The sequence below is a fragment of the Legionella maioricensis genome, from assembly GCF_023618015.1.
Lineage (GTDB): Bacteria > Pseudomonadota > Gammaproteobacteria > Legionellales > Legionellaceae > Legionella > Legionella maioricensis.
Genome location: NZ_JAJKBJ010000001.1, coordinates 122,976 through 135,156, shown reverse-complemented (window position 1 = coordinate 135,156; position 12,181 = coordinate 122,976). Strand labels below are relative to the sequence as shown.

Genomic DNA, 12,181 nt, shown 5'->3' with positions numbered 1-12,181 from the left:
AAAATAAATTAGCCATTGTGAAGAAGAAAGGATCATATTTAATGATTTCCCTGCTTGCAGCAAGGGCGGGATCTGAGGTACTGTACTTCCAAAGAATGTTACTTGTCATTATACTGGTGCGTTTTTTGAATCTGGAATTTGTTTTATATTTAAGGATTTATATGTCTATAGAGTTTATAAGAAAAATTAGAATACCAATCATTCTTTGTGCAACGCTGTTACTTCCGCTGTTTTTTGGTTCGCAAATTCCACTTGAGATAAAATCTATTAGTTATGCTTTAAGCTTGAGCATAAAGGGGGTTCTGGAGTTTGTATTGCCCTTCATCATTTTTAGTTTTATTTTTCATTGTCTTTCAAATTTACAAAAAGGAGCGCTCTTTTTTGTTTTTTTATTAATAACCTGTGTCTTTGTTTCTAATTTTACAGCATTGATGGTTGGTTATAGTTCTGGCTTCATTGGCCTTAATCTTCTGCACTTTACTGCAACGCCTATTAGCTCCGCGCCTCAATTAACTCCAGCCTGGCAATTTCATTTAACCAAGTTGATCTCTAACGATATCGCTTTGTTATGGGGTTTTTCTGTCGGCATATTTTTTTCTATTTGGCCAAACGCAAAAGCCAAAAAAATTGCCATTCGTTTAAATTGGTTGGCCAATAACTTTTTAAAGAAAGTATTTATTCCACTGTTACCGTTATTTATTTTGGGCTTTGTATTCAAGCTTGAACATGAACATTTATTAAAAACCTCGTTAAGCCTGTATGGTCCTATTTTGATTTTAATTGTTGCAACGCAATGGCTCTATATCAGCTCATGGTATTTTGTTGCTGCTCAATTTTCATTTAAAAAATTCTGGTTTTACCTTAGAAATGTGTTGCCAGCCAGCCTAACCGGCTTTAGCACTATCTCAAGTGCCGCTGCAATGCCTGTTCTTCTTCTTTCTACAGAAAAAAACTTGGGCAATGCTGAGCAAGCGAGAATGCTTGTTCCGGCTATTATTAATATTCACACCCTAGGCAGTGCCATCGCTATTCCTATTTTAAGTTTGGCTACCATACTCACTTTTGGCTTACCCATGCCTTCTCCTTCGGTATTTGCTATTTTTGCTCTGTATACTGCGCTGGCCAAGTATGCCGTTGCTGCAGTACCCGGTGGCGTTATTATCGTTGTTGCTCCTATTTTGGAGGCTCACCTTGGTTTCTCCAGCGATATGGTAGGATTAATTACAGCTGTGTATTTAATTTGTGATCCTTTTGGTACCACAGCGAATGTTACTGCAAATGGCGTTTTTCCTATTCTGTTCACCAAATTACATAAGCGCCTTACTCAATCAACCAAACCGTTCTTTCCAGATGCAGAAACTGTTGAAAATACTGTGTCACTTTCCGGGTTTGGGAAAGCACGAAATAGTCAGCCTATAAGCTAAAAGATTGAAATAAGTCCTCTCAATTATTGTCTTCCACATCCCGCGACTTGTTCGCGGGATCCAGATGATCCTGGTTAAGACAACAAAAAAAGTAATCTTTCGCGAGATAACATACCCAATAGTCGTTCGAGTGGAATGAAGCAATTGTACCGAGCTCTAACGAAAATCGTTCTGCTTCGCCAAGGCTCGCAATGACGGAATTTTCATACCCGTGAATTACCCAAAGAGGGTTTGGCCGATAGCGCGACTTAAGTTGCTAAATCATACTTAAGGATTGATGAAAAAAATTCATCATGCAAACTTCTTAACTCCAAATTCAATAAAATATTTAAAAAATGGATTCTCTTTTTATCTATTGAGGACTCTTGTGCAGGGTCCTCAATGGCTGTTAATTTCTCTTAAGCTTACTTCTCTCAAATGCGTTTAATACTTCAGATAAAGGCTGGCCAACTGCTCCAGAGGGCTGTTTTATCATTAATAGGACGGCCAAAGTGGGTGCTATGTCTGTCGTTTGAACGGGCCGTGAAATCACGTGAGCATTAAAATTCGAATGGACAAATAATAGAGGGACATAACTATCATATCGCCAGGGGCTTCCATGAGTCACCCGGTTATCATTTTTACTGCCATTGGATTGATAAGGCGGCTGAACTATATAGACGTCTCCTGCACGATAGGGGTAGGCCATTTTATCTACTTTTGCACTAAGCCAATTTTTTTCAATATTGGTAACGGGCAGGGGATATGCTTTAAAGACTCCGGGCTGCCGAGTTAATATTTGAGCGACGTATTGGCTGACTTCAGTTAGATCCAGATGAAGATCATTAATGATCTGATGATCCAGATAAACATAAGGGGGAGTAATGGACTTTAATACTTCTGCAGGAAGGTGGAAACGTGTTTTTAATAGAGCACGAATCTGTTGTTCTGATGCGTTAACATCCATTGGCTTGATCTCATGGATATGATGTGCCTTTAAGTAAGACGGACTGTCATCAACTCCATGATCCGCAGTTAATACGATAAGCACATTATCAAGACCAACCTGTTTGTCTATGGCGGCAAGAAGGTTGGCTATAGTCTTGTCTAGTTCCAATAAGTTATCTTCAGCCTCCAGACTGTTTGGACCAAATTGATGGCCAATAGCATCAACTGCAGAAAAACTGATTGCTAAATAATCCGTTTTATTTGCTGATAATCCTAATTGTTCATTTATTAAAAGTTGCTTTGCAAAATCAGCTGTTAATTGGTCCGCTTTAGGTGTTCTGGATAAATAGGTAAAATACTCCTGCGAAGGTGGATTAGAAATGTGGTGAGGAAAGGTTTGACCGAAACTTTTAAAGTCATGATGAAAAGTTGGGTTATTTGCGTTTTGATATTCTTTTAGCGGACGACCCAGGCTCCAACTATACTCTTGAGGCTTATATTGTTTATTCCATTCTTGAACCCATTGAGGGTAGCTGGAATAATAATAATCAGAAGTAACGAACCCTCCATTCGTTTTATCAAACCAAAACGCTTTTCCTGCATGACCCGCAAGGGTAATTGCTGCGCGATCTTTTAAAGATACTCCAAACGCTTTTCCTTTTTTAGCCAACATTATTTCATCACTTAGAGTGGAGACTTTTAAATTAACAGGCGAGCGCCCCGGATTTTGTGTCTTTGTATGCACAGTAGGCAAGATGCTGGCTTTTAAATCTTCCATGCAATAGACTAATTTTCCGGACGTTCTGTCATACCAATCATTATCAACCACCCCGTGCATTGAAGGATAACTTCCTGTAGCTATAGTGGCATGTCCCGCACAGGTTGTAGTGTTTGCATGGGGATGATGGGCATTATGATAGTCAAGACCATGGTTTAATAAATAGTTAAAACCGTTGCTGCCAAATTGTTCCTGGTGCTGGTGAATTAAATCACCTCTTAATTGATCCACGACCAGTTGGACCACAAGCCTTGGTTGATTCATTTCCGCATGGCTAATAAAAGTGGTGATAAGAAGCATCATGCTGTATGTAATTTTTTTCATATTGAGCCGGATTATAAAATAAAATTGAATGCTAAAATATCGTGAAAAAGCAGCTAAATGCAAGAATCAAATGGATGCTTTATAATTTTATTATTAAAATCAATGGATTAAAAATTATATAATTAGTACAAAAAAACACATGACGAAAATTATGAATTAGTTTACACTGACATGTGGTGGAACATATTGCACCAATCCTTTTAATGGAGTTTAAGGAGAAACAACGATGTCATTTACATTAGTAGCCTATCAGGTACTTAAGTTAAGTATTAAGGAAAGCGTTAACACTTTACTTCGAGATCACAAGTTAGATCCCAATAAATTAGAAGAGTCTTTAGAAAAACTGGATGATGAGAGAAGGATCCAAGCCAGGTTTTTGCTAAAAACCATTGAGATTTTAGATTCGTTAGACAATACACTTGAAAAGGCGCGAATATTAAACGCCGCAGCATATTTTATACACCAGAAAATTGCGAAATCTTATAATTGGGTTTCTCCTGAAAGAAGTAGTTTATACCGGTCATTAAATTCCTCTTTGGATCTTAAGCCAGGTAACCAACCCGAACGAGACGATTTGATCGACATGTATGGACCTTTAGAGAAATTTCTGCGTTCTAATGTTTATGTATCCGCTGATCCAAAAAAAGGATATTTAAAGAAACAACCTTTCGACATTGCAGGATATGAAGTTGAGGCAGACATTATTACTTTATCTACTCAAGTCCAGGGATGGCGTGTAGAGCTCATTCAGGCGGCTAGAGAGTTACATCTAAAAGAACAGGGGGTTAAGAAGCCAGTGCCTGAGGCTAAGAAGCCAGCGTCTAAGGGGTATTTCGGAGGATTTTTTGGCGGTGGGACACCCGCTGAAGAGGGAAAAGTTCAGCAGACAACAAGTCCTTCATATGTTTAACAAAACTACACCCCTGTTTTAGGGGTGTCATTTATTCCTTTATTGGGTAACCAAACATAGCCCACTCAATGATACCACCATCTACAGAATAAACCTCTTCATAGCCTATATCCATTAAACACTGTGCAGCATAGAGCGATCTGACTCCGCCACGACAATGGAGATAAATTGGATGAGTTTTATCCGAAACTTTAGATTCTATGTTGGAGACAATATTATCTTTAGGGATATGATGTGCTCCTGGAATACGGGCTGTTTGCCATTCTTCAAGTTCACGAACGTCAATTAAACATAAGTCTGATTGAGTATCCATTTTATTTTTTAACTCATGAACATCTATAGTTTTAATTTCATGCTTTGTCATAACGCATTTCTCTCATTGCTGGTCTTGTTAATGTGGAATGGTGTAGAATCCAATAGATTGTTGCCGTAAATACACCGCCAATCAATGTGGCAAATGCCCAGGTTGGCGCAGAAACTAAAACAGGTTTTTGTCCCAAGCGATATAAATTTCCAGCATCACGAGCTACGGCTCCTGCAAAAATAAAATGCAAAATGCCATTAATTAACATGATTAAATAAAAAAACGTTTGGATTTGAGTACTAAATTGTTTTGCCAATTCACTCAGCATCAATCAGGCTCCTTGAGTTTGTCTCGATTGTCTCCATGATAACAGAAAAAGTGCAAAAATAACCAAGGCCACTGCCATACTTTGAATAGAGGTAGGGGTCTCACCAAAAACCAGATAACCCCAGAAAAGGCCAGTTAAAGCAACTATTCCTCCCGTTAAACTATAAAATACCGGACCAGCCATGCGGATGAGAATAAAAAAGAGCAGATATCCTAAACTGGATAAGATGATTTCTAAAATAATAATTTGTTTTACTATCGTCAATGGGCCTGATAATGGATAAAAAGCATGTTGGCTAATGACCAGTGGGATGAGTAAAAATGATGCCGCAAGCAGCATTCCACTTGCTGCTTGCAAGGAATTTATTTCCAGTGGCTGTCTGGCACCTATGTATATAGAGCAAAGTGCAAAACCCAGTGGGGTTAACATGGCTAACAGAGTCCAGCTGGAATAAAATCCGGTTGTGCTAATCCCTACAATAAGCAGTATTCCTGTCATGCCCAATAATAAAGCTAAAAAACGCCATCGGTCACGTTTCTCTTGCCCTGAGAAAAGAGCTAAAGGATAAACTAATAAAGGAACAGTATTGACCAGGACAGCTAATAATCCTGCTGGAATATGGCTGGCAATAAAGTACATATTGGTATTGGGGATGGCAATGCCAACCAGACCACATATGAGAAAATAAGACCAATATTCGGGGCGTAAGAATGGTGTTTGTTTGGTTGTAATACAAAAAAAAGTCAATAACAAAGCGGGGCCTAAAGATTGCCAAAAAGCATAGCCCAAAGGCGATACTCCATTAGTCATTGCAAATTTAGCCAGTGAATAACCAGAACCCCAGATAAAACCCAGAAGAATAAGCAACAAGACTGCTTTGATGGTTTTTAATTGCCGCATAGAGAAAATGATTGAACTTGAAATATAGTGTTTTATTATGCCATCTTAGAAATCATTTAACTATGAAACCCCTATAATAAATCTGAAAAACCTCAGGGCAAAAGCATCTTTAAAACAGGCTCTTATTTATAAATTCAGACCGTGTGGATCAAGTTATTTATTGAAAGATTAGATCGTAACAAGGTAGGAATTATTTGACCTGTACTTTCACAAGCAAGTTTTCTCTTAATATTTTCAAAATGTTTATCGACAGTTCGTTTTGATATTTCCAAAATGTCGGCAATACGATGCGTATTAAAACCAAAATAATAGAGATAAATAATCTCTTTTTCTTTTAGTGTTAACTCTTTTGCCGATAAAAAGTTAAAAGGTAACTTATTTAAATCGAAAGCGGTATCATTTACCATTTCTTGCAGTTTATGAGCTTTATCTTTTTTTTCTAAAATGATCTCTTTTAGATTTAAAGACTTGGATGGTTGCTGCGATTGGGCAAGTGTATTCATTTCAATTATAAAATCTTTAGGCAAAATCAATGTATTTTCTTTAGTTAATCGCCGGCAACGCTCCCCAAGATCCTGACTCACTATTCTTAAAACGTCTATATTGTTAAGGACAAAATTATTTGATTGAGCCGCATCGGAGCATGTTGCAAAAGTATAAATTTCTGTGTAGTCCTTATGATTATGGACAATATCAAAAAAATAAACATATTGATGATCTACTAAAGTTTCTTTGATTGAAGCAGATAACATCGCATCATTTTTAATATCTGAGGCGTAAAAGTCATCCTGGTTTGAAGTAATGTTGTTGATAATCTGCGGGACAAATAAATCATTTTTTAAAAAAACATCCAAAAGCACTTTATCAGACATTAACTGCATACAACGACCGCTTAAATCGTAATAGAAGTATCCCCAGCTATAAATTAGAGTATTTGCAAAAATAGGCTGGTAGCGATTCTCTAAATAAGAAGTATACATTTGCATATTATTAAAGGCCTTCATAAAGAAGCTCCTAAAACAAGGCTGCCTTTAATAAGCAGTCTTAATATTGTTAGTATAGTCTAGTCTAGTCATTCATAGCCTATGAGCATTTTTAATAAGATGTAAATAGAGCGAAAATAAACTAAAAACTCAAAAAGAGTAGCTTTTATTGGATAACACTTTTTCTGCTTCCGCTTGTAATCTTTCTCCATTTCTTATCTGCGCTACCTCATTGGTAATTGCCAAGCCTGTTACTGCACTTTGCACCCTGTCCGCTACAGCAAATAGCCCATAGATGCCAGTAGTATTGTTATACGCGGTATTTCCATTTTTAATTTCAATTTCCCCCATAATTTTTTTAGCTTGAGCTGTTGGTTGTTTATTTTGCATTGAGATACTCCAGTTAATTAGACTTCAAAAGTATATCCATCTATTCTAAGCGGCAGATTAAGACCTCTACGCAAAATCCCCCTTTCATACAATTCATTAGCACCAAATAAAGATATTCATACTTGGTTCGCGCTTATATCTTGACGGGTACTCATTGTTGAATGTAAGCGAGAGGGCTTTCCTAGAGAATCATTAAATAGAGAAGATTAAACTCCAGTTCAGGTGACATATTAGACACATTAATTATTCAATGTCATAATTGTGCAAATTATTACAAGGTAGGCCTATGTCTCTAAAACGCTTTATTCTTATCCCTGGTTTAACCACGTTTTATAGTGATGCGACTTGTTCTAAAAAAATCGCCGAAGCTCTAAAAAAGGCAATATCAGGTAAATACTATTTAATCTATCCCAATCTGGCAGCAGCCCAAAGGGATAAGCCCCCTTACTTAAAAAAGCACATGGCCACTGCGGGCATCATTGAATTAGAGATAGAAGAAGAAAGTCAATTAAGTGAGGACAATATTTTAAAGTTTTGTGAGAAGGTCCTGACGTTGCCCACAGATAAAGAAAGGGCAAAAAAATGCTCGTCTTTAATTGAGGCAGTATATGTAAAAGGATTTAAGCTTCCTTTTAATCAGTTGGACGTGAAGGCGCGTGAAATCGCCCAAATCACTTCTTTTAATTCAGTCAATGATTCAACGCTACAACTCACCCTACCTCCTTTACTGTATTTAAAACAAATTCATCCAGAATTACACTTTTTGCTATTTACCGATCATCAGTTTTTTCTCAATTTTGAAAACTGGCGTCACTATAACGCAAGAGAAGCAAGAGGAAAGGGGTGTGTTTATGATTTATTTCAGGCAACAACATCACTATGCAAGCTGTTACCTCAATTGTTAAAGAATTTTACTCTGGAAGACATAAAAGCAGTACAAAAGTTATTAAGTGACAGTGTTTTTTATGGTTCAACTGAAGACAGAAGAGGGATTTTTAGACAAGACTATAATGCTTTTCCTTTGCATCCTGATGCAGCAACAGTGGACGGTATTAAGGAATTACTACAGCGGATAAAGTCGGACAATCAGGCGAATGGTTTTAGAATAGGTTTTGTTAACCGAAGTACCATTGTTTCATCTTTTTGTCGGTATATGTCTTTGACGATACGAGAGGAAAAGCTATGGAAAAAATTCCCGGATGAAATGGATAAGCTAACTCCTGAAATGTTAGAAAAATTAAAGGAATTGGAGAAAAAAGCAATTGCGGAAATGAGGAAAACGAAAGATATCGCGGTACAGGATATAGAGGTTATTATTAATGACTTCTTGAAGGATTTTGAACCTTCTCAAAGAGTATCTTTATCCTCATTTTGGGGTAATTTAAGTTACTATTACAGTGATTTGGCAAATGAGTTTTCCAGGAAATCGACAAAATTGGAACTCCAATATGATCTGAGATGTGGCCGAGCGCATGCGTTGGCAAGCGCTGGAGATGTTGAGGATTCCGCTGTCAATATTAAAGATTTTGCTGATACTGAAATAGACGCATTGGCAAAAAATATTTATACACGAATTCAGCTTTCAAATGATATTTATCTATTCACCCCTGAGCCCAAATTGGCAGAAAAATGGGCTAATGTGGCTCTGGGAAAGTATCATAGCACCATCTCTCAGGCAAAAAGCCCTATGGGGGTTATTGAAGTAGTCGATGAGCTGGTTCACGAGTTGGAGATATTGCATCTTTTTCATGATGTTAATTGTCGTACTAATGATTTATGGAAGAACTTTTTATTTTTAGCTCACTCAATTAAATGGGCTACTGAATTCAATCCGAATCGCCTCGATGCATATAGTAGAAAAGAACGGGTACAACAACACATACAAGGTATTTTACGTACTGATTATATAATAGAGCATCAGGAGCAGCTGCTTCAGGATAATAGACGGATTGATCTTATTTATTTGGCAAACAGGGCGGGCTTACAGACAGTCGATTATTCAGCTGAAGAGTTAAGTCAGGTAAAAACCGATCTTCAATATCAAGAAATCTCGCAACAATTAGCGGAAGAATTGGAGGCGTATGAAAAGATTGTTCAACAAAAACTGGGTCAGTTAATAAAGAAATATGATTTACAATCACACTCTAAATTATCCTCCACTTCTGCTGTAATTTTCTCCATACCCCCCGGGTATCTAGAGTTTGCCGAGGCTTTAAAACAATTTCAAATAAATTATGATACTCCTCTTTTTTTTAAGCGCGTGGCTTACCTTCATACCGTGCCGGAAATTGCTGAGGATATTGAAATCCTAATGAGCCTGACTGGTTTTAACTGCGAGTTAGAAAGCGATGATATGGTGCAGTCTGCCGAAAATTGCAGTCTGTTAGAATATTAATTACGCTATCGTTGACTTTACCAGGATAAATAACTCGAATCACTTTTGACACTTAAAATCGGGTAGATCTTTCATTTTATCATCAACATCGGTACCATTGATCCATTCCAAAATTCAGGGGAGTGAGCATGAATGCTACCGAAATCCCAGTTCCACATTTGACAACGGCTCATTCAGGTCCTTTACACCATGTGGAAAAGATTATTTTAAATCAGGTTCCGGAAATAGAGGCTTGGTTCCGACTAAAGTGGAAAGAAACACCTCCACCTTTGACTTCATCGGTAGATTTGCGCCATGCAGGTTTTAAGCTGGCTCCTGTTGATACGAATTTATTTCCTGCAGGTTTTAATAATTTGAATCCAGAGTTTCTTCCTTTGTGTATTCAGGCTGCACAATCAGTATTAGTAGAATATATTCCTGATTGCACCAAAATATTAATTCTTCCCGAAAGTCATACCCGCAATAAATTTTATATGCAAAGTCTGAATGTGCTACGCAATATTTTAATTAAAGCGGGTTTTATTGTGCGTATTGGTAGTTTAGATCCAGAGCTTAAAGATCCTATGGAAGTGGTTCTTGAACATGGAGAGACTTTATTAATAGAACCTCTGCAACGTCAGGGAAATAGAGTGGGGCTGGATAATTTTAATCCTTGTTTTCTGATGTTAAATAATGATTTATCTTCCGGTATCCCTGAAATTTTGCAAGGTTTGCAACAACGGATTAGGCCCACCGCTAAGTTAGGTTGGGCAACACGTTTGAAATCAAGCCATTTTCAATTTTTTAATGAAGTAGCTCACGAGTTTGCTGACTTGGTTGGTATTGACTCCTGGTTAATTGACCCTTATTTCAGTGCTTTAGACGGCGTTGATTTTATGGCTCAAGAAGGGGTGGATCAATTAGCCCAGGAAGTAGATAAAATACTGTCTTTAGTCAGTGATAAATATGTTACTTATGGCATAAAAGACAGACCCTTCGTGGTAGTTAAAGCAGATAATGGCACTTACGGTATGAGTGTGATGATGGTGCATGACGGTGAGGAGTTACGTCAATTAAATAGAAAGCAACGCACCAAAATGTCTGCTAGTAAAGGAAGCCGTAAGGTAGATAGAGTGATCATTCAAGAGGGTGTTTATACTTTTGAAACCATGCCTGATGGTGCTGTGGCAGAGCCGGTAGTTTATATGATTGGTCAATTTGTTGTAGGTGGTTTTTATCGCGTTCATCAGGGTAGAGGAATAGATGAGAATCTTAACGCCCCTGGAATGCATTTTGAACCCTTGGCTTTTGCTCAAGCCTGTAATATGCCCTGCGATGACTTAGCGGTTGTGGATTGCCCTAATCGTTTTTATGTTTATGGAGTAATTGCACGTCTGGCGGCCTTAGCAGCAGCAAGAGAAATTGCGGCAATTGGAGGAGAATAATGAAACTCGCGGTACTTATGGATCCTTTGCATCAATTAAAGCCATACAAGGACACTACGGTTGCTATGATCACGAGCGCCAAGGCTCTAGGTTGGTCTTGTGTGTATTTCACAAAGATGGATTTATTTTGCCGTGAGGGGCATGCTTATTCACGGGTTTATGATATTACTGTTGGCGACGAGCACAGCCTTGATTGGGCAAAAACTAAAGACTTGGGTGAACAGCCATTAAGTGATTTTGATATCATTCTGATGCGTAAAGATCCTCCTTTTAATATGGAATATATTTATACCACTTACGCATTAGAGTTAGCAGAGCGTGATGGGGTATTAGTCGCTAATAAACCTCAAAGCCTGCGTGATGCCAATGAGAAGTTTTTTACTTTGAATTTTCCTCAATGTTGTCCTACCACACTGGTGTCTAGCAATATTGCACGTTTAAAAGAATTTTGGCAAACCCATCAAAATGTTATTTTTAAACCCTTGGAAGGGATGGGGGGGAGTTCGGTATTTCATGTGGATCAGCATGGACGAAATTTATCAGTAATTTTGGAAGTACTGACCCAAGGGCAAAACATTAATATCATGGCTCAGCACTATATTCCTGAAATAGCCACAGCAGGAGATAAACGTATCTTGTTGCTTGATGGTGAGCCCGTTCCTTATGCTTTAGCACGTATTCCGGCCAAAGGTGAATTACGAGGTAATTTAGCAGCAGGTGCAAAAGGTAAAGTTGTTGAAATTACCGCAAGAGATAGATGGATTTGTGAACAGATAGCTCCCACACTCAAAGCAAAAGGTTTATATTTTGTAGGTATCGATGTGATCGGGGATTATTTAACCGAGATTAACGTAACCAGTCCGACTTGCCTGCGTGAAATTTCAGCTGAAACAGGATTAGATATTGCGGGAGACTATCTGCATTGTCTTGAGCAAATACGTTTGGCCTCATAAGTAACTGTTCACAGGACATGTACATTCCGTCGTTGCGAGCCTTGGCGAAGCAAACCAGAACGCTGTTTCGTTAGAGTTCTGTACTGCTTCACTTTGTTCGCAACGACGACTATTTGGTCATGCTATTTTTATAAATTACAT

General features: G+C 38.0%; 11 protein-coding genes. 5 read left to right on the top strand and 6 right to left on the bottom strand.

The window, feature by feature from the left end; all coding sequences use genetic code 11:
* Positions 1-161: 161 nt before the first annotated feature.
* Complete coding sequence (locus tag LOX96_RS00480) at positions 162-1,424, top strand: cation:dicarboxylate symporter family transporter (protein WP_250419906.1); 1,263 nt, start codon at positions 162-164, stop codon at positions 1,422-1,424.
* Between the two features lie 388 nt (positions 1,425-1,812).
* Here LOX96_RS00480 and LOX96_RS00475 read toward each other — a convergent pair whose 3' ends face one another.
* Positions 1,813-3,453, bottom strand: coding sequence for an alkaline phosphatase family protein (locus tag LOX96_RS00475; RefSeq protein WP_250419909.1), 1,641 nt, complete (start codon positions 3,451-3,453; stop codon positions 1,813-1,815).
* A gap of 226 nt (positions 3,454-3,679) precedes the next feature.
* Here LOX96_RS00475 and LOX96_RS00470 point away from each other — a divergent pair, with 226 nt between their 5' ends.
* Positions 3,680-4,363: a hypothetical protein gene (locus LOX96_RS00470; protein ID WP_250419912.1), complete on the top strand. Its 684-nt coding sequence runs from the start codon at positions 3,680-3,682 to the stop codon at positions 4,361-4,363.
* A 31-nt stretch (positions 4,364-4,394) separates the two neighbouring features.
* Here the strand turns inward: LOX96_RS00470 and LOX96_RS00465 are convergent, their stop codons facing one another.
* The 5 genes from LOX96_RS00465 to LOX96_RS00445 form a co-directional block, all read right to left on the bottom strand.
* Positions 4,395-4,727: a rhodanese-like domain-containing protein gene (locus tag LOX96_RS00465; RefSeq protein ID WP_250419914.1), complete on the bottom strand. Its 333-nt coding sequence runs from the start codon at positions 4,725-4,727 to the stop codon at positions 4,395-4,397.
* Positions 4,714-4,995 carry a hypothetical protein gene (locus LOX96_RS00460; RefSeq protein ID WP_250419916.1) on the bottom strand — a complete coding sequence of 94 codons (282 nt, stop codon included), beginning with the start codon at positions 4,993-4,995 and terminating at the stop codon, positions 4,714-4,716. The genes LOX96_RS00465 and LOX96_RS00460 overlap by 14 nt, the downstream gene beginning before the upstream one ends.
* 3 nt (positions 4,996-4,998) lie before the next feature.
* Complete coding sequence (locus tag LOX96_RS00455) at positions 4,999-5,895, bottom strand: DMT family transporter (protein ID WP_250419919.1); 897 nt, start codon at positions 5,893-5,895, stop codon at positions 4,999-5,001.
* A gap of 134 nt (positions 5,896-6,029) precedes the next feature.
* The gene (locus LOX96_RS00450; RefSeq protein ID WP_250419922.1) at positions 6,030-6,899 is read right to left on the bottom strand and encodes a helix-turn-helix transcriptional regulator; all 870 of its coding nucleotides are present in this window, start codon (positions 6,897-6,899) and stop codon (positions 6,030-6,032) included.
* A gap of 129 nt (positions 6,900-7,028) precedes the next feature.
* Entirely contained in the window at positions 7,029-7,268 is a 240-nt protein-coding gene (locus LOX96_RS00445) for a hypothetical protein (RefSeq protein ID WP_250419924.1), read from the bottom strand.
* Between the two features lie 286 nt (positions 7,269-7,554).
* Here LOX96_RS00445 and LOX96_RS00440 point away from each other — a divergent pair, with 286 nt between their 5' ends.
* The 3 genes from LOX96_RS00440 to gshB all read left to right on the top strand — a co-directional run bounded on the left by LOX96_RS00440 (position 7,555) and on the right by gshB (position 12,040).
* Positions 7,555-9,663: a hypothetical protein gene (locus LOX96_RS00440; RefSeq protein WP_250419927.1), complete on the top strand. Its 2,109-nt coding sequence runs from the start codon at positions 7,555-7,557 to the stop codon at positions 9,661-9,663.
* Between the two features lie 128 nt (positions 9,664-9,791).
* Positions 9,792-11,087: a glutamate--cysteine ligase gene (gshA, locus tag LOX96_RS00435; protein WP_250419930.1), complete on the top strand. Its 1,296-nt coding sequence runs from the start codon at positions 9,792-9,794 to the stop codon at positions 11,085-11,087.
* Positions 11,087-12,040 (top strand): glutathione synthase, encoded by a 954-nt coding sequence (gene gshB / locus LOX96_RS00430; protein WP_250419933.1) that lies wholly within the window; start codon positions 11,087-11,089, stop codon positions 12,038-12,040. Before gshA ends, gshB begins: the two co-directional genes overlap by 1 nt.
* Positions 12,041-12,181 lie beyond the last annotated feature (141 nt).